Origin of the sequence: Loktanella sp. D2R18 (assembly GCF_003318235.1) — a bacterium.
Classification (GTDB): Bacteria; Pseudomonadota; Alphaproteobacteria; order Rhodobacterales; family Rhodobacteraceae; genus Yoonia.
Window position 1 is genome coordinate 166974 of the sequence record NZ_QOCG01000022.1, and the last position, 20293, is coordinate 187266.

The window sequence follows — 20293 nt, forward strand, 5'->3', positions numbered from 1 at the left end:
TTCTATTGCGGCGCGTTGGCGTTACTCGGCGATCTCCCATGCGATCGTGAAGGCGGCCAGCGCGTCTCCGATGACTTTTTCCTCTACATCCGCGGGTTTTGCAATACGCGCAATCAACCCACGTTTTTTGTGTTCAGTCACGATTTCAACAGTGGCACCTGTCTCGGCAAGGGCTTCGTTGTAAATCCGCGTGATCGCAAGTTTACGTAGGTCTGGCTTAAAGATTTTTCCGACCGCTGTTTTTGGCAGTTCATCCAAAATCTCAAGATGCTTGGGGAATGCCGCACGTTCGTGGATATGCTCTTTGGAAAAGGCGATCAGCTCGTCCGAGGTAATTTCAGCCCCATCAACCAATTCCACATAGGCGCATGGGATTTCACCCGCGTGTGCGTCCGGTTGACCAATCGCGCCAGCAAAGGCCACCGCTGGGTGCCCGGCAAGCGCCTCTTCGATTTCAGCGGGGTCGATGTTGTGACCACCGCGAATGATCAAATCTTTTGCCCGGCCCGTAATCCACATATAGCCATCTGGGTCGATCCGCCCTAAGTCACCCGTGCGCAAATACTGCGTTTCAGATTTATCACCGGGATAGTACAGGTTCTCGTTTTTGTCGGCCTCTGTGTAGGTTTCGCCCATCGAAACGCCTGGGCTGGATACGCAAATTTCGCCAATTTCGTCGGGTTCCACCTCTTGGCCCGTCGCAACCGAGATGATTTTGATATCCGTGTGCGGGAACGGTAGACCGGTAGAACCCACGCGTTTTTCGCCCTCAGGTGGGTTGATCGCGACCAAGCATGTGGCCTCGGTCAATCCGTAACCTTCACAAATTGTGATCCCGGCGGCTGCCTCGAACCGTTTGTATAGCTCAAGCGGCAAAGGCGCGGACCCACAAAACGCTAAGCGCAGTGATGAAATATCTGCATCAACCGAGCGCTGCATCAATGCAGACATCGCCGTAGGAACCGTTATCATAAAAGTAACTTTGTGCTTTTCGACCAGCTTCCAGAAATTATCGAAAACACCTTCGCCGCGGTAACCCTGCGGAGTCGGGAACACAACTTCGGCCCCTGAACCAAGCGACGCACCCAACGAGACGGTCGTCGCGAAAACATGGAAAAGCGGCAGCGGACAAATCTGCACATCTTGTTCGGTAAACAACAATCGCGCGCCCAGCCAAGCATTATAGATAATCCCCGAATAGCGGTGCTGTACGACCTTAGGCATCCCGGTTGTGCCGCCTGTGTGGAAATAGGCGGCAACACGGTCCCCTTCGCTATCCGCAAACGCGAGAGTTTTGGGCTGTTTCGCCATCTCAGTGTGGAAGTTCAGCACGCGCGCGTCGTGGTTCGTTGGGTTTTTCGGCCGGATTAGCGGCACGATAAATTTCTTAATCCCGGTCAGATAGCGGTGCAAATCCACTTCCAGAACGGTTTTGACATTAGGCGCAAAGCGCACGGCCTCAGCCGCCTTTTGGGCCACATCGGTTTTGGGAAAGGCTTTGAGCGTGACCAGCACCTTGGCGTTGGTTTCACGCAAAATTGCGGAAATCTGTTCGGCGTCAAGCAACGGGTTAATCGGGTTCACGATGCCTGCAACCTGTCCTCCCAAGATCGTCAGGATGGCTTCAGTGGCATTGGGCAGCAAGAATGCAACAACATCCGTTTCGCCCACGCCCAGCGACCGAAACAAGTTCGCAGCCTGCGCGGTTTGTTCGCGCAATTCGTTCCACGATAATGTTTCGCATTTTGAATCCGGGTCCGACAGCAGGCTATAGCTCACCGCGTTCCGTTCCCCAAATTTGTCAGCGGTCTGATTGAGCAGCGCAAACGTGGTCTTAGGCAGATCGCGATCTTCCCATGGCATTTCTTGTTCGATCGCATTGCGATCAGCGACATTTGCATAAGCCATGTCGGTTCTCCTCCCCTAAAAGTATTTTGCGGCCTAACCTCAAAGCCCGCGACGTCTGAAGAATAACGTGGGCAAATCCGCAGCATAGCGCAAGTCTGACGCTACGATATTTCCATATTATTCGGCTGCGCCACCTTCAGTGAACTGCAATTTTGCCAAACGCGCGTATAGCCCGCCTTGCGCGACAAGGCTATCGTGTGTGCCTTGGGCGACGATCTTGCCTTCTTCGAATACGATAATGCGGTCGGCTTTCTTCACCGTCGCCAGTCGGTGCGCGACAATCAATGTCGTGCGCGTCTTCGCCAATTCGTCGACCGCAACTTGCACCGCATGTTCGCTTTCGGCATCAAGCGCACTTGTCGCCTCGTCCAGCAGCAAGATCGGTGCGTCACGCAAAATCGCACGAGCAATCGCGATCCGCTGCTTTTGCCCGCCCGACAGCATCACGCCCCGTTCGCCAACATAGCTGTCATAGCCATCGGGCAAGGCGCTTAGAAAATCATGCGCAGCGGCGGCTTTAGCTGCTTCAACGACTTCGGCGTCCGTCGCATTTGGACGACCAAAACGGATGTTTTCTAACGCGGTATCTGCAAAAATCATCGGGTCTTGTGGGACCAAGGCGATATGTTGGCGGAACGCGGTGCGTTCCATATCGCGCAAATCCTGCCCATCGATACGCACCGCCCCGACCTGCGGGTCATAGAACCGCTGCACCATATGGATCATCGTACTTTTGCCCGCACCAGACGGGCCGACAAGTGCGACCGTTTCGCCAGGTTTGATATCAAGATCAACACCATGAAGCGCAGGAATATCGGCGCGCGAAGGATAGCTAAAGTGCACATTGTCGAACATCAATCCACCTTTGACGGGCGTCACCACGGCGTCTGGTTTCGCAGGATCCTGCACCGTATCCTCAATGGTTAGCAATTCGACTAAGCGTTCTGTTGCCCCTGCAGCGCGCTGCAATTCCCCCCAGACTTCGGATAGCGCTGCAACCGCGCCGCCAACCATGATCGTGTAGATCATGAATTGCACCAGACCGCCTTCAGTGGTTTCGCCAGCCCGTACATCTTGCGACCCCATGCGTAAGAACATGACAATTGCAGAAAAGACCATAAAGATCACAAGCGCTGTGAGCATAGCCCGGGTAAAAATCCGGCGCCGGGCCGACCGATAGCTTTGCTCGGTCACATCATCGAACTTGGCGCGGCTTAGGTCTTCGTGGGTAAAGGCCTGCACGGTTTGCGCTGCTAGCAATTGTTCTGACGCGCCGCCGCTTGATTCCGCGATCAAGTCTTGGTTTTCTTTGGATTGGCTGCGCACGCGCCGCCCCAAAATGACCATTGGGATCAAAACAACCGGGATCGGCCACAGCACCATGACGCTCATCTTGACCGATGTCAGCATCATCAGCACTACACCGCCAAGGAAAATCAATACGTTACGCAGTGCTATAGATGCAGAGCTACCGACCACCGACAAGATCAGCGTGGTATCGGTCGTGATCCGGCTCAGCACCTCACCAGTCATGACACGTTCGTAAAACGCAGGGCTCATCCCGATCATGCGGGCAAAAACCGCTTTGCGAATATCCGCAACGATCCGTTCACCAAGCCGCGTCACCAAAAAATAGCGGAGCGCCGTCCCGACCGCCAAAAGCCCGGCGAATGTCATCATCGTTCTGAAATGCCCGGCCAACATCGCGCCGTCATCTGCGCCAAAATTGTCAACGATCAGTCGCGCCGCGATTGGCAAGAACAATGAAATCGACGCGGTAAAAATGAGCGCGAGCCCCGCACTGATTACGTTCAACCGGTAAGGTTTCAAGAACGGCCACAACGCCTTGAGCGCGCTCACCTTCTTACCGGGGTCGCGGTCTAAACCAATTTTCGGGGGTCTGGCCATTTCTGTCTCAATCTATTGCTTGACGCAGACATAAAACCGCACCAGCCGTTTCACAAGGAGGCGATACGTATAAGCATCATACAAATTTGAAAAAATGTGGAACAAGCGACGGGAATCGAACTAGAATCACCAGCTGGGAAGGCCATGCTGCACATCCGAATTTCCGACGATAAAACAACTAATTAACGATACGCCAAAAGCGTCTTTGTAGGTTAACTGCCGGAAATGAATTATTGGAGCGGGTGGGGGGAATCGAACCCCCATCTCCAGTTTGGAAAGCTATGCTGCAGATTCGTATTTAAGACAATAAAACAAATGGTTAGAGATGCAACTAACGCATCTTTGTAGGTTAACTGTCGGAAATGAATTTGTGGAGCGGGCGGGGGGAATCGAACCCCCATCTTCAGTTTGGAAAACTGAGGTCTTAACCATTACACAACGCCCGCGACCAAACAGACCACTAAATCACCCACAATCGGAGGTCAAGAAGTAGATTTCGAGTTCTGGTTCGATACGGTCGGAGACCGTGATCTGGGGCGGGAGTCGGCTTTGTAACTGTGGGCGGATTGCGGACATTCGCTGCATTTTGCACCGACGGCTGCTTCGCGGACTTTGCGGTCGTTCGTTTTTCGTACTTCGCTGACGCAGCATCGCTTCGCACTTGAGGCATTCCTGTCGCCGCGTTGCAGCTCACGTCGCCAATGCGGCCATTCAGTTTGTCTATATTAATCAAATCTAAGCCGAACTTTCACTGCACAGTGTCAGATCAATCGAGACGCCGACAAACCAGCGTGTTGCGGACGCAGCGTTTGCTTGCGCAGACAACTTCGCGGTTGCCGCATGTCTATTGCTTCGCTGCAGCTCAATTCACCGAAACGATCATTGAACCCGGCCATAGGATACCAAACCGATACTGCCCTATCGCTGCGGGCGGTATTAACAATCGCGTCCTAGGACAAAGTTGGCGCGAGCGCGGCATAGCAATCTAAGCTGTAGAAAAGGGCCATCACAGCGAGCTATATGCTTCATGGTATACCATCTAAAATCGAAATTATGCCGGCAAAATTGCTAGAACTTCGCAACCAAATTCAAGAATGCGCCTTGATCATCTTGCACAAGGTCAGTCAGATCGTCCGAGAAACTACCGAAATTGTATCCCACACCTAATTTCACGTTGTTCCCAAAGTGCCTGTGTCCAGCAGCCAAAAGGCTGGTTTCAGACGTTCCGCCTTGCACCGTGGTGAAGTTACGCGCTTCAACCATGACGTCCCATTCGTGGACGAGATGATAGGTAACCGACCCTGCCAGTAAGTAAGCGTCATTTTGGACAAAATCGGAGGCGTCATCAGCCGCCGTCTCAGATGACCGGTAGCCAACTTTACCGCCAAGTGACCAATGTTCGTTGATGTCGTAAATACCATTCACGCTGACCACATGGCTGCGCTGGCGCGGACCGTTTTCGTCGTCGCCGTCGACGCGTTGACCGAACATGTCATGCAGGTACCGATAGCGCGCCAGCATATTGAACTTGTCGTCGAGGATCGGGCGGAACGCGTAACCTAAAACGACTTCCCCATATTCGCCGTCAAGCAGTGACCCTTGATCGGTGTCGGTCCGGGCATAGTCCAAACCCGCCACGATCCGTGCTTGGTTGCTAAATTTGTAAGTCAGATCAGACGCCAGCAGATAGGTATCTGACGCGACCTCGGTTCCATCCAATATCCCGTCATCTGCCCGATATTCGAACCGCCCAGACAGTGCCATGATCTCGGTCTCGTAAGATGCGCCGAGCGACAGCGCATAGCGTTCGAAATCGTAGTCCGCGCCATCATCAATCCGGCCCATTTCAAAGGCGGCTGAATATTGCGTTGCGTCTGTGCGATTGTACGCCAACCCGTAAGCGCTGGTCAGAGTGCGATGCCGTCCGAAAGCGTCATAGGTGTTTTCCCCAAACGCGCGCACGTTGTCACTGACCGCGCGCTGTGCACCAACGACAAATCGTCCTCGGTCCGTGCCGTCTTGTGTCACGCCGGCCAAATCTCGACCTGCTTCGAGTTCGTAGCCCGCATAATGCGTGTTACCCGCACCATCATCATAATTGGCAAGCAGACGCGCGGCTTGCCCTTGGTCCCCATCGGAAATGTCGGCCGTCAGCCCCCAGCCATTATCCCATGCGTAGGATGCTCCAACACCCACCCGGTCATTGCTTTCGATATCGCTGATATCAAAGCTTTTCTGTCCGTAGATGTAGACATCAGCCTGATCCGTGACGGCATAAGTCAGACGCCCACCCAGGTCGGTCCGCGTTCCCGTTTCGGTTGGATCATCAACGTCAATGCGATCAAGCAGTTCGACCCCTATTTCGGCCGTCAGCCGTTCGGTCACCTCGTAACCAATTTGCGCCCCCGCCCGGCGTTCAAGATCACCAACTGCGTTTTCATAGCTATCCAAAGAGACCCCGTAGCTCAGCCGTTCTGTTGCCTGTCCCGCGATCGCAAGTCCCCAGAGTTCTTCGTCACCAGTGGCTGTATCGACTGTGAAATCGAGATTGCTGAACCCTTCATCACGGGCTTCGGCGTAGCCTTTGATTTGGCCGGTGCCACCCCACCCAAGGTCCGCAAAATCGGCTTGTCCTTCGACTTGCACTGCTGTCCCCGAACCCGCGAAGGGGTTTTGTGTTTCAACGATCAAACCGCCATCCGCCGAAAACGTCGAGCCAAAGCCCGGGCCATCAGATTCCGCGTAATCCAATTGCACAAACGTGTTGTCATTGGCTTGCAGACGCAGATCGGCACCGACAAGTGTTTGTTCGTCGATGCCGTTGTCTTCGACCAATCCGGACGCGCCGATGCGAACCCCATTGCTGACCCAAACCTCAGTGCGCCCGCCGTAGGAAAACCCGTCGACATCCGTCGACGTCGGCGTATATTCATATTGGACCACCAGCTGCAAATCGGCGTCGCCGGTGATGTCAGTGATCAGGCCGCCATCCACGATACCTGATTGCAGCGGTTGCGCCAGTGTCACAATGCCTTGGATATAGTTGATGTCATAGTCGACGCCAGCTGTCAGCGTCGTAGCCCCAATCACCCGTCCGCTGATCGGATCGCGCAACTGCACAGCCACTGTTTCCGTTCCCACGCCGATATCCTGCCGTTCAAGGAAATAGACGGAGCCACCAGTGCCCAGGAACGCTTCGCGTTGTGGCAACTGGTCGGGTTGGGCTGCGTAAAGATCAACACTTGCGATGGCTTCGCCATTGGTGCGGGTGTCTTGGGCGGCGTAGTGGCCTTGCAGGCCATAAAGCGCGCGTTCGTTGCGCACATATTCACTGCCCCCAAGCTGGCTGTCGAAATTGCCCCACAGCGCAAAATTTCCTTGCTGTTCTAGGCGCAGATAGACCTTGCCGTCAGTGGGGGTGTTGTCGACGATTGTGCTGTCATCGCCATAAGTGGGGTAAAGGTCATTTGGATCGAGCCGGTTCAAAACCGATGCCGGGTCCTTTTCATCAAGATCGCGAAAAATCTCGTCCAGTGGGCCTTCGCCCGTGTCTAAAGACCCCGTTATCTGTAACCCGTTGTCGGTGCGCCCATCCACGTAGATCGCAAAACGACCCCGGTCGTAGGTGTCCCAACTATCCGTGTCTGGATCAAGTTGTGTACCATAGGTCAGATCAGCGATGCCCGCATAAAACCATTCTGATCGTGGCACATCCACACGCCGCGTTTCATTCAACGGACGCTGGCCCGCACCGTTCACGGCCACGTCGACATCATAGTCCCCGGCAGGCACGATCCGCTGGATGACGAAACCACCTGACGGATCAGGTTGCACAGTTTCACCCAAAGCGCGCACTGTCGCACCGGGTACGAGGTCACGCCCGGACACCGTGATGGCCCCGCCATACACAGGGATGCGACTGCGGGCCATTGTGTTGGCCCCATCCTCAACCCCGTCGACCCGAGGACGCGTGTCCGCCTGTGTCAACGGTACAGGATGTGTTTCATCGTAGCGCCCATTGGCGTCATAAACCCGGTGGACGACATAGATGTCATCACCTTCCGGCACGGTGACGCTGGTTTGACCATTGGGGTTGATGGGTGCGACGCCAATCGTGCGTGCCCCAACTGTCCCGCCCAAATCAACGATCCGTATTTCAGCGCGGACAATATAGGCGGGATAGTTCAACGCCGATTGCAGCGTGACCTGATCACCTGCCGCGTGACTGGTGGGTTCGCCGACCACTTCCAAGTCTAACCGTGGTGCTGCCCCCAGACCGTCAAAAACAACCAGCACATCTGCTTCTGCCAAGACCACATCCACGCGACGCGCGATATTTTCGACAGCGGCGTCTTCGACCACTTGACGGTCATTGATACGCACAGTGAACCCTGCAGCATTCGCAGGCAGGGCGAAAACCTCAGACGCTTGTTCACCAACGGGCATGGTCACAGCCAGACCTGCATTGCCCTGTTCACAGCCCGCAGGCAACACACCATTCACAAGCTCGCACTGCGTGGATTGGCCAAATGTCATTGTGGCGATCAAGCCGATTGCCGTGGCTCCCATAAGGCGCGCGGTTGAGCTGATACGGGGGGTACTGATAAAACGCGCCATGTTACTGTGTCCTCCGGACAATTCGCTCAATGGTCAGGCGATATCTGCCTTGCCCGTTCCAACGGTCGCGGATCAGGTCTTCAAGCGCGTCAAGCCGCGCGTTTGCTGTGCGCTGGCTCTCGGCGGCGCGGTAGTAAGTCAGTCGCACAACAGACGGCGTGGATTGGATGCGATCGATCAAACGGTCTGTATATTGTGCCAACGCTTGCGATGGGGCAGCACCGCCTTGGGCAAATGCTGGCGCCATCAGATCGATTTCGACCAAAGTGCCGAGGGTTGCGCCAAAGTTCAAACGGCTCATCGTGCCGGGTGTCATGCGTACGACCCGTGGGTTTTCAGTCGTTACAAAATAGCCTGTTGGCAGTGTCCGCGTGTCCAGCTTCAAGAAGAAATTCGATCCGATATCCGCAGGCAAGGCTGCACATGGAACCGAGTAGCGACCAAATTCATCAGTCGTAATCAACGTCCCGTTTGGCGTCGACAAGCGGACATTCGGTATGCCCGGTTCGCCGTCGGGTGTTACCTCTGACAATACGCCGAACTTGCCGCCCTCATAGGACTGGTCAGAAACCCCACGATCCTCGGTCAAGCCGTCTTGATAACCATTCATGTTCCGATCGTCGAAGACCTTGCCGATGATATCGGTACATTCGAATACGGCTTCAGGACGCCGGGTCACAATGGCCGAGGCGACGTTCGACAGAACTTGCCCATCTGGCCCAATGGCAATCGCCGTGTTGACGTATTCGCCCGGTGATCCGCCCACCATGCGCACCTGATAGGTTATTTCGACAACACCGGCAGGGTCCATATCAACCGGCCCCCACGTCAGTGTGTTTCCAGCAACGATGGGTTCGTTATCAGGACCGCCCGTGACCACAGCCGTATCAGGGGTATAGACCATGCCATCAGGCAAAGTATCTACAAAGCTGACTGCGGACTCGATTGTTGTCAGCCCATTTTCGAACCGCAGTGTGTAAGTGATCGTGTCACCCAATTGCGCATTGGCCGGACTTGCCGTCTTGGTTGCAAGAATGTCAGGATCGATGCTCGCCAATACGCCCGTGCTGGCCTCGGCCGCCAAGACAAGTTCGTCGGACACTGCCGATATTGTATTTTCGCCAGCTGGCGAACCTGCCGCCGCATCATAGCGCACTGTCAACAAGATCGTGCCAATGCTGTCGGGGGCAAGTTCTGCGCCATCAGCCACCAGTTGGATATTGCCTGTGCCGTCATAACCAGCATTCGCGATGCCAACATCAAAGCCCGACACAACAGGTGTATCCACACCTACCAACGTCGCAGGGGCGACAAAAGCGGTCAGATCATCCTCGATCACCAAATTCGTCAGGGTGACGTTTCCGGTGTTTTCTAGGGTCATTGTAAACGTGACCTCGAAAATATCAGCGCTCAGTCGGGTCGGAACGTCGGCCTCTTTCGTAGCAATGGCTTCGGGCGTTTGCACGATTGTCGCCACGGTTGGATCATCCGTCGTGTTGCCATCTGCATCGTCACCATTGTCCGAAACATCGGACACGGGCCCGCCAGTTGGTGAGACGCTGCTCACCGTCGCGGTGTTGGTGATCGCACCGCTATCAATATCGGCCTGCGTCATCTCATATGTGACGGTGTAAGTGACCGTCTCGGTTGGCGGCAGCAGGCCATCGACAAGGCCAGACACCACGATATCCAGCGGAGCAAGCGGCGTGCCATCTGCATTGGTCATTGTGTCTTCCAACGTGACATCTGACAGGGTGACGTTGCCGGTATTCTCCGCTGTGATGGTAAAGACAACGTTTTCGCCAGCCAGCGTTCCCACACTGGTGACGACCTTGGTGACATCAAGACCGGGTGTCGGGGGGAACGTCAGCGTTGTCGGATCATCGGTCGTATTGCCGTCACCGTCATCGCCGTTGTCTGATGTATCCTCAACCGGATTGCCATCTACGTCTTGGGTCGCAATCAGCGCAGTGTTTGAGATACCACCCGCATCGATATCATCCTGCGTCAACGTATAGGACACATCCCATGTCCAAACCTCGCCCGGATCAAGGGTCGTATCATTGTTGTCCAATGGGTTCGCTGTCCGGCCTGGCCCAGTGATATCGCCGCTAAGGTCCGTTCCGTCTGATCGCGTGAGCGCATCGCTGGGGACGACGTTAAACAAATCGACGTTGCCGCGGTTTGCTGCACGAATTTCAAAGATCACCGTTTCACCAACAGCCAACGCCGTTTGGGTGATCACCTTTTCAACATCCAAAACAGGAACCGTATCAATGACCACTTCGGTCGGATCGTCGGTTGTATTACCGTCCCCGTCATTGCCATCGTCGGACACGTCAAAGACATTTCCGCCGCCGGGTGGTTGAGAAAAAACGGTCGCTGTATTCGCAAAGCCGCCTGCGTTGATGTCGTCTTGGGTGATCTCGTATGTCGACTGGTAGGTCCAGATCTCGCCGGGATCCAACAACCCATCTGTATCCACATCGCCCGTGGCAAAGCCGCCTGTTTCCTGCAAGGTCACAGGGGTCGTCAGGTCAAGCGGCGTGCCATCATTCCGGCTGAGATCATCCGCTATATTGACGCCGCTCAATGACACATTGCCCGTATTTTCTGCTATGAACGTAAAGGTGACAAGGCTGCCCAACGTCGTTGCAGGCACCTCTGCCGTTTTGGTTAGCGCGATCCCGGGTTCTTGATCGGGCCCAGCTACGGTGACGGTATCATCAATCGTCACCGGAATATCGCCGGGCGCGATCCCATCGGCGGTGGCGGTGTTCACGATCTCGCCTGCGTCGATATCCTCTTGCGTCACAGTGACCGCGACGGAACAGGCATTGCTGATTTCACCCGGCAAAAGGGTTCCCACATCACAACTAAACGTGCCCGCCCCGTTTGTCAGGACATCCGTCACCGTGATGTCCGAGATCGTGTAGATGCTGGTGTTTGTCACTTGGAAGACAAAGGTTAGATCACTGTCCAGATCACCAAACGGATCAGGGTTCGCAATTTTCTCAAGATCAAGCGTTGGAGTAACAACCGGTCCGGTTGACGTCGCAGTGCCGTCCTGTGGCGCTATCGCGTTGCCATCAGGGGCCACACCCGTAGCCGTGGCCACATTGGTGATTGAACCATTGTCGATATCGCTTTGTTCAATGGTGTAGCTGCCGGAACAGATCAGTTCGCCACCCACAGGCAATGTGTCGATATCGCAAGCCAAAGTTGGGAACAACGGATCATCCACGACCACATTGGTCAGGGTCTGGTTGCCTGTGTTGGTGACAGCGATGTCATAGGTCAACGTATCTCCAACAGCCGCATAGGTCAGTGCATCAACTTCTTTCAGGATCGTCACACCGGGATCTTGGGTCGCTTCAACAGTGACATCGTCAGGTTCAGACAGAACGATAGTCGGGATGCTGCCAAATTCGGTGCGCGCAAAAGCTTCGTTCAGAACTTCGCCGGCATCGACGTCATCTTGGGTGACGACATAGGTCGCCTCGCAGGTCACGGATTCCATGCTTGCAAGCTCTGGGTCATCAACCGACGGCACGAAACAAGCAATCGGATCGGCAAACAGCGTGTCAAACACTTCGACATCGCGGGCAAAGGCAATATCGCCTGCATTGGTGATCTCGAACTGATAGACCAGCTGATCGCCTTCTTCGTCGAAGGTCAGTGTGCCGCTATCAGTGCCGTCGGGTTGGTTGGCTTGGAACAGCGTCTTTTCGATTTGCAGGGCAGGTTCGCCGTCATTGGGAATCGTCTCAGAGGCAACTTCGGAATCAATATCGCCGGAAGACGCCGTCGCATTGTTAACCACAACAGCCAGCGCCACGTCATCCGACGTGATCGCATAATCCGCGGTACAGATATACGTATCACCCGGTGCTAGCCCGTCAGCCGGAAACACAGGACAATTGTAATCTGCGGCATCAAAAAGCGCATCGTCGATGGTGATCGCATCGGTCAGCGTCGTGTTGCCCGTATTGGTCGACGTGAACGTGTACGTCACGACCAGCCCGGTCACGAAATCCACAGGTTCAACCGACGGGGCCTCTTTCACCAAGGCAAGTGCTGGCGTTTGGACGGCTGACACAGTCACGTCACCCGACACAGGTGCAGCATCGCCCACTGTTGCTGTTGCGGCATTGGTGAAACCGCCGTTATCGACATCTTCCTGTGTCGTCTCATAATCGCCCGTACAGATAATTGACGCGTCGGGCGCGATATCTGTCGCCGGGCAAGTGATCGTCCCACCCTGATCGGTGATCAGCGGGTCCGCGATGTCATAGGGCGGTGAAAGGGTGATGTTACCCGTGTTCGTGATCTCGAACTCAAAGGTAAGAACCTCTTCATCCGCGTCAAAAGACGGGCCAAACCCATCTGCCAAACGCTTGTCGAGCAAGATCGTGGGCACAGGTGCGATATCCAAGACGGTTGGGTCAGCCCCCGCGCCGTCATCATCAGACACATCCGTCACAGGCAGGCCAATCGGCGGGGTTCCGGTCGCAGTGGCGGTATTCGTGATACCGCCCGCGTCGATGTCGTCTTGGGTCAAAACGTAAGACGCGCTGTAGGTTGCCGTTTCGCCAACCTGCAATGTGCCTTCGCCAGACCCATCGTCAGCACCTGTAAATGTGAGACCAGTCAAGGTGAGAGGCGTCGCTGCAGCATCGTTGCGTGTCAGTTCATCACTGGCGATCGCAACATCTGACAAAGTGACATTGCCAGTGTTGGCCACAGTGATGTCAAACCGAACTGTGCCGCCCAATTCTGTGGTCGTCGAGGTGATCACCTTGACAGTTTCCAGTGATGGTTCCGCCGGGATCAAAACAGGTGTCGGGTCATCGCCGTCACCGGTGCCATTGTCGGAAACATCCGTGACCGAAGTGTCATCGGGGCTGTCCGCCTCAACCAAAACAGAGTTGGTGATGCCGCCTGCATCAATGTCATCTTGGGTTAGGGCATAGGTGACGGTATAAACCCAATCCTCTCCCACATCCAAAACGCCCGCGTCGCCATCATCGACCGTATCCCAAACAGGTGCGGGCACAGGGGTAATCGGGGTGCCGTCGGCACGGCGCAACGTATCCGTCAGTGTGACCGCATCCAGCGTCACGTTCCCAGTGTTTGCGACCACAATTTCAAAGACGATCTGGTCGCCTTCAGCGCTGCCAGTTTGGCTTTGGACCGTTTTTATTGCTTCGATGCCGGGCGCGCTGTCCGCGAGATCAACAACCGCATTATCACTGTCTGTCGGCGGGGTCGTGCCATCGGGACTTTCGGTCGTGACCGTGACCACATTGGTCAGGTCCGTACCCGCATCGATGTCCTCTTGTGTGACGATATAAGTCGCCGTCAACGTCACGATTTCGTCGGGCGCAAGGGTTGCGATAACACCAGCGTTTGGCGCGATGGTCAGCGCAGATGTACCTGTCGCCGAAGCGTGTTGGTCATCCAACGTCACATTTTCCAGCGTCACGTTGCCCGTATTTTCGACGTTGTAGGTATATGTCAGCTCAGTCCCAACAGTGACGTCGGTATCCTCGGAAACTAACTTTTCGATCTCGATCCCAGGTGTGCGATCCGCAAGATCAACCACCTCGTCATCAGTCGCTGTAGGTCCCGTTGTGCCTGCGGGTCCGGTCGAAGTCGCCGTGACGGTGTTCGTGAGATCGGCGCCTGCATCGATATCATCCTGCGTGACGGTATATGTCGCCGTGAGGGTCGCCATTTCGCCGGGCAGCAAGGTATCAACAACATTTCCACCGGGTGAAAAGTCCAGAAACGCAACGCCCGAGGCAGAGACATGTTCATCCACCAGTGTAATGTCTTCTAGCGTCACGTTGCCCATATTTGTGACGTCATAAGTGTAGGTCAGAATGGTGCCTTCAACGACATCCAAATCAGCTGACGCTGTCTTTTCGATTATCATACCAGGCGTGCGCGGGATGTCCGTAACCGTCGGGTCGTCATCCCCGGCACCATCGTTGGGGTCGGCACTGTCAGAGGTGTCCATAACGTCGTCACCGTTCGGATCGCTGCCTGTCGCCGCTGCAGTGTTTGTGACCGTGCCCAGATCGATGTCGTCCTGATCAAGCGTATAGGTTGCTGTCACCACGGCACTATCGCCGGGCGCAAGCGTATCGATGGTGCTGTTCCCATCGGCGTCATCGGCGGCGGCATAGGTCAGTGGTTCAACCACCTCATCTTCAACAACCGTATCTGTGATCGTAACGTTGCCTGTGTTTGTGACGGTAATTTCATAAGTGATGGTGTCGCCGACAGTGGCAATGCCATCGGCGCCAAGATCAAGCGTGCCCGCTTTGACGACCTCAAGCGACGGCGTTTGCAGCGGACCGGGTGAGGTAAAGTCATCCGTATTCTCGACAGGGTCCGCACCGGGATTTGCGGGTTGCCCTGTGACTATGCCGGTATTTAGGACTTCGCCCGCATCAATATCGGATTGTTCAACGACGTAATCGAAAAGACAGGTCAGGTCCTGATCGCCAGGGGCCAATGTGGCAATGTCGCAGGTGCCCGCAACAAGGCTGTCGGTCACTTCAATCGCGTTGATCGTCGTGTTGCCAGTGTTTGTCACCGTCATGCGGAAACGCAACACATCGCCCACATTCTCGTAAGCTGGATCAGCTGCAGGATCGGGGATCAACTCTTTCAGGATCGTCAATTCAGGTAATGCAGGATCAAGAGGATGATCAGCATCATCGCTGACGGGGTCCAATGCGACACCAAACGGGTCGTTGGCTGTAGCGGTCGCCGTGTTCGTGAAAACCGCTGTCATCGCGTCGCCAACTGTCTGGTCGTCGATATCATCCTGCGTAACCAGGTAACTGCCCGTGCAGGTCAGCGCCTCATCCGGGGCCAAAGTCACGGGTGCCGGTGTCGGTGCGCAGGTCAGCGCACCCAATTGCGGGTCCGTGATCGCCACGTTATTCAGCGTTTGCTCACCGGTATTTGTCGCCACGATTGTATAGGGAATGCTGGCGCCTTCTTCGGCAGGATCAGGTGCGCCTGCATCTACCGTTTTTTCCACTGTTAGCGCCGGGGTGATATCTGCGGTGACAGTCACACTATCGGGTGGCGAAATGACCGTGGCGGTGTCGCCGTCGCCGTTTGTGTAAGTGGAATTTGCTGTCGCCGTATTCGTCACACTTTCGGCATCCAAATCCTGTTGGGTGACAGTGTATTCCGCCTCACAGGTCACAGACGCCCCCACAGGCAAGGTATCACCGCCTGTAGCCGCAAAACATGTCAGCGGCGCATCAAGCCTGTCATCGTCAATGATAATCGGTTGCGTAATCTCAACCCCGGGGGTGCCGACTGGTTGTTGATTGGTCACGGTGTAGGTGTAGGTGATCGTATCGCCAAGTGCGGCAAAGCTCGCAACTGCCGGATCAGTCGCCTTGTCCAAAGCAAGCGCTGGTGCAGCATCAACCGGGAAAATCGCCTCGCTTTGATCCTCAACCGCTGCACCATCAAACGTGGCCGACACTGTTGCGACATTGACGATGCTGCCCACATCGACATCAGCCGTCGAAATAACATAAGACCCGCTGCAGGTTATCGAATTCGCTGTCGTCAAAGGGTCACCAGTCACCAACGGGGGCAGCCCCCCGGTTGGTACGGCACCACATGACACATTGGTCACCAAAGGATCAGTCACATCGATAGGTGCGGGCAACGTCACGTTCCCGGTGTTTGTGACAAAAAACGTGTAATTCAGCGTCTCACCCGACTGAAAGTTCGGCAACGTGCCAGTCAGTTCTTTTTCAATATTGATCGCCGGCGATTGTACGGCTGTTACTGTCGCTTGTTGTGCATCGGACGTTACGCCATCATCATCTTCTGCCGTAGCACTATTCGTGAATGACCCGGCATCCAGATCATCCTGTTCTGCGGTCCATGTGAACGTGCAAGTGGCGGTGGCCATCGGGGCCAAATCACCTGTTTGGCAAACCAACGGGTTCAAAGGATCAATATCCAGATCATTGATCAGAATTGATCCGGGGCGCGTGGTATTCCCGGTATTTTCAACAACAAAGGTGAAATCAATCGTATCGCCGACGGTTGAAAAGCTGGTCGGTTGTCCGGTCGCCACCGCTTTGGACAATCCAAGCGCATCGGTTTGAGTTATGGTCGTTTCGGCCGTATCAGTTTGCGCAGGCAGTTCATCGGGATCAAAGCTCGCGTTGTTGATGATCGGATTACCATCATCAATCTGCGCCTGTTCGACATCCAACGTGATGACATAAAGCCAGCTTTCGCCCACATCCAAGTCGCCGTCGCCATCTGTGTCACCAGTCAAAACAGGACCCGGTGCAATAGGCGTCAATGTCGCGCCACCTTGGGTAATCGTGTCGGTAAAGGTGATGCCCGTCATCGTGACGTTCCCGTCATTCACCACAGCAACTTCATAGCGCAACGTCCCCGTCGCAGACAGTTCGGCCTGATCTACGGTCTTAGCGAAGGTAAAGGACGGGTCTTGAGTAATCGTAGTGGTCGCAAAATCACTGTCATCGGGCAGTTCGTTGGTTTCCACGGTCACCGTGTTGACGATGTCATTGCCATCATCAATTTCGGCTTGGGTCGCGTCAAATGTTGCGGTGTAGGTCCAGACTTCATCCACGTCGATTTCAAGGTCGCCGTCCAAATCTCCGGACAGGTCCAACGCTGTGGTCAATGCCAATGTGCTAGCATCTTGGACCAAGTCATCGATAACATTGACGCCGGTCAGTGACACGTTGCCGTCATTGCTGATGGTGATCGTGTAAGCAATTGTACCCGGCGCGGACAGCGCGGCCTCATCCGCAACCTTCTCCACTGTCATCGCTGGGGCTGCATCTATTGTCGTTGTCGCAGTGGTTGTTCCGTCGCCAGCCTCGGTGGTTGTGAAATTTGCGGTGTTGACGATATCGCCGGTGTCGTCGATTTCGGCTTGGGTGGCATCAAATGTCGCGGCATAGGCCCAAACCTCGCCCACATCCAAATCGCCGTCTGTATCGGTATCGCCTGACAAGGTCGGACCACTGGTCAACGTCAGCGCGCCACCACTTTGTGCCAACGTATCGGTCAATGCGGCATCTGTCAGCGTCACGTTACCTGTGTTGGTGACGACAATTTCGTAGGTCAACAGACCGGGTTCGGACAAATCCAGATCATCGACCGTCTTGGTCAACGTATAGTCGATGGTTTGACTGACAGGGGTTGAAGCACTGTCGGTTTCTTCGGTCGCACCCGTTTCATCCGTCGTCCCGGTCACACTGTTTACAAGTGGGACACCCGCATCAATGTCATCCTGCGTGACGATGTAGTCATAGGAATAGGTCCATGTTTCACCAATATCCAACTGACCCGGCACTTCTGGTGTCGCACCTGCCTCAACCGGACCAGTCAACGTAACAACGGTACCGTCGGGGGCGGTATCTTCGACCGCGACATCCGTCAACGGAATGTCCCCCGTGTTCACAACATCGACCTCATAGGTCAGAACCTGACCAGCCGTCGTCGCCAGATTGGGAACCGAGGTTTGGGATTTAGCGAGAGAGAACGCGATCGTGCCTTCGATCGTGATCGTAACGGTCGCCTGCGCGGTCAGCCCCGTCTCATCCTCGATTTCATAGACAAACGTGTCGGTACCGATGAAATTCTCGTCGGGCGTATAAGTGAACGATCCGTCGGGATTCAGGACAACCGTGCCATTTGCAGGGTCAGTAACGGGCGTTGTGTTAAGCGTAACAGCGCCGCCTTCTGGGTCGTTATCGATGCCATTGTCATTGTTCGTAATAACGTTGTCGACGACGTCCACATTCACCGGCGTGGTATAGTCATCATCGAAGGCCAAAGGTGGAAGGTTTGGGAATGATGCCAGAGGACAGGAAAATCCATCGTTATTGCCCGACGCATCAGCCTGCGCCACAAATACGGCAGAGGGGCTGCCGGTATCATAGTCGAAAATTTCCCAAATCTCGCCGGTATTGTTGTTAAACGTAAATAGGCGACCATTCAGGTCAGTCCAAGTCGCCCCGAAACCGCCGCTAGGCAGGCCACCCGTAATGCTAATATTCTCTTTCGTTCCATCTGAAATATTGTAGCGATACATGGTGGTGCTTGAGAAACCGATCAGATAGCCACCGCCCCCATACTCAATATACGCGATGTCGGCTGGCCCGCCACCTAGACCCGTGAATGAAACAATTGTGACTACGCCAGTCGCCAGATCAATACGCCGGTAAGTGGTATTGTTGGTTCGCAGCCAATAATTGTTATCATAATCGACATCACCGGAATAACTACCCGAAACCCCGTTAAAGACGACTTCTGTAGACCCATCTGCCGCAATGCGGATGATATTCGACCCCTGCGACCCGTAGGCATAGTTATCTTGGATATTATAACCTGTCGCGTTGTAGGACCCCTGATTGGTCCCCACATTTTCATATGACGATGTGAGCGGATCAAATATGCGCAACTGACCAGATTGCACTTGATAAATCTCGGTCGACGGGCCGGAGCAGCTAAATGCGGGGCCCGATTGCGCAGAAGCTTCTTGCCCCCAGACGCTGACAAGCACCGCCAAAAGCAAGCTGGCAAACCAAGTGATTTCGGCTCTCATAAATTTCATATTGTTTTCCCAGCGTGCATAGCACGCATATTCAGCGAGTTGCGCCCACCAAGTGCGCATTGAAAGGTGCTAAATAATCGCTTGAAAACAACTAAAAGCATCGCCTCACCAGAAATACCAACTATAAATTTAATTTTATTTACCATATTCAATCTAAACATGTAAAAAATTTTCTATTTGACAAATGTGGCAGAAATTTGAGCAACCGATGAGTTCTTGGAGTAAACGAAACATTTTTTGAAGATTTTTGGACGGGAAGTTATCTAGCTTCGATCTCAGAATGGGCATTTTGTGACTATTTCTTGTTTTCGGGCGAACTAATCGGTCTCAGGTTTGGCACGGCTACCTACAAAAGACTTCCTCAATGAGGTTCGCGACAGCGAACCCGATAGACGTCTCTTTGGGGCGCCTATCTTGTCCGCAAGATGTCTGACGCCTCGCGCGCATTCTCCATTCTTGATACAAAGGCAATCACCTTGGGGAAGAGCATTCGCATCGCTTGTGGCAAATGGGATACGGCCTGGAATCGGGCTGCTACATCGCAATCCGCGAACCTTCAAAATTTGGTTGCCAACAGCAGCCTTGTCAGCAACCTGTGAATTTGCCGATCCGATTTCGCTGCAGAATGCTCGAATGACTGGTTATGCCGCTGCATGGCAGCACGAGAATTTTTTGCGAACCACAATTTTCGTGCTGCGTGCACGCGCGGCATACAAACCCAACTAACACAATGGGCTCAAACCTGCCGTTCTCTGCGCGATGCATGAAGGTCCGGATTGGGCCGTTCGCGTCGAATGACCTGAGCCCCTAAAACTCCTCCAGATTTGTGTAGAGTCCGCCCAACAAAAGGACGGACAAATGAAGGCATGATTTACGGACGAACAAATCATATCGATAATCAAGGAACAGGAAGCTGGTACGAAGACCGCTGATGTGTGTCGGCGGCACGGGATCAGCTCGGCAACGTTCTACAAATATAAATCGAAGTATGGCGGTATGGAGCCTTCTGATGCGAAGCGGTTGCGGGCATTGGAAGATGAGAACGGCAAGTTGAAGAAGCTGTTGGCCGAACAGATGTTGGACAACGCCAGCTAAAGGGTGAGAACGAGGAGATCGCTGATCTGCTGGTCGGATTGATAGACGTCCGCAAGACCTGAGGGTTCGGGCTGTGTTTGCTGCACCTGCGCAACGTGAAGGGGTGGCTTAAACGAGCAC

The 20293-nt window shown here is 54.5% G+C and carries 4 protein-coding genes, 1 tRNA gene and 1 pseudogene; 1 reads left to right on the forward strand and 5 read right to left on the reverse strand.

Annotated elements, in window-relative coordinates; all coding sequences use genetic code 11:
• Positions 1-21: 21 nt before the first annotated feature.
• The 5 genes from DS901_RS12250 to DS901_RS12270 all read right to left on the reverse strand — a co-directional run bounded on the left by DS901_RS12250 (position 22) and on the right by DS901_RS12270 (position 19078).
• Positions 22-1908 (reverse strand): acyl-CoA synthetase, encoded by a 1887-nt coding sequence (locus DS901_RS12250; RefSeq protein ID WP_113777220.1) that lies wholly within the window; start codon positions 1906-1908, stop codon positions 22-24.
• Between the two features lie 117 nt (positions 1909-2025).
• Positions 2026-3816, reverse strand: coding sequence for an ABC transporter transmembrane domain-containing protein (locus DS901_RS12255; RefSeq protein ID WP_113777221.1), 1791 nt, complete (start codon positions 3814-3816; stop codon positions 2026-2028).
• Between the two features lie 371 nt (positions 3817-4187).
• A tRNA-Gly gene (locus tag DS901_RS12260) sits at positions 4188-4262 on the reverse strand.
• A gap of 622 nt (positions 4263-4884) precedes the next feature.
• Positions 4885-8433, reverse strand: coding sequence for a hypothetical protein (locus DS901_RS12265; RefSeq protein ID WP_113777222.1), 3549 nt, complete (start codon positions 8431-8433; stop codon positions 4885-4887).
• Between the two features lies 1 nt (position 8434).
• Positions 8435-19078, reverse strand: a complete 10644-nt coding sequence (locus tag DS901_RS12270) for a DUF7507 domain-containing protein (RefSeq protein WP_181820855.1) — start codon at positions 19076-19078, stop codon at positions 8435-8437.
• 870 nt (positions 19079-19948) lie between these two features.
• Between DS901_RS12270 and DS901_RS12275 the strand changes: the two are divergent.
• A pseudogene (locus tag DS901_RS12275) lies at positions 19949-20170 on the forward strand (transposase); the annotation flags it as partial.
• Between the last annotated feature and the right edge of the window lie 123 nt (positions 20171-20293).

Bases quoted from the DNA above. Each gene is read 5' to 3' on its own strand.
- DS901_RS12255 (WP_113777221.1), bottom strand. From the start codon at position 3,816: ATGGCCAGACCCCCGAAAATTGGTTTAGACCGCGACCCCGGTAAGAAG.
- DS901_RS12250 (WP_113777220.1), bottom strand. From the start codon at position 1,908: ATGGCTTATGCAAATGTCGCTGATCGCAATGCGATCGAACAAGAAATG.
- DS901_RS12265 (WP_113777222.1), bottom strand. From the start codon at position 8,433: ATGGCGCGTTTTATCAGTACCCCCCGTATCAGCTCAACCGCGCGCCTT.
- DS901_RS12270 (WP_181820855.1), bottom strand. From the start codon at position 19,078: ATGAAATTTATGAGAGCCGAAATCACTTGGTTTGCCAGCTTGCTTTTG.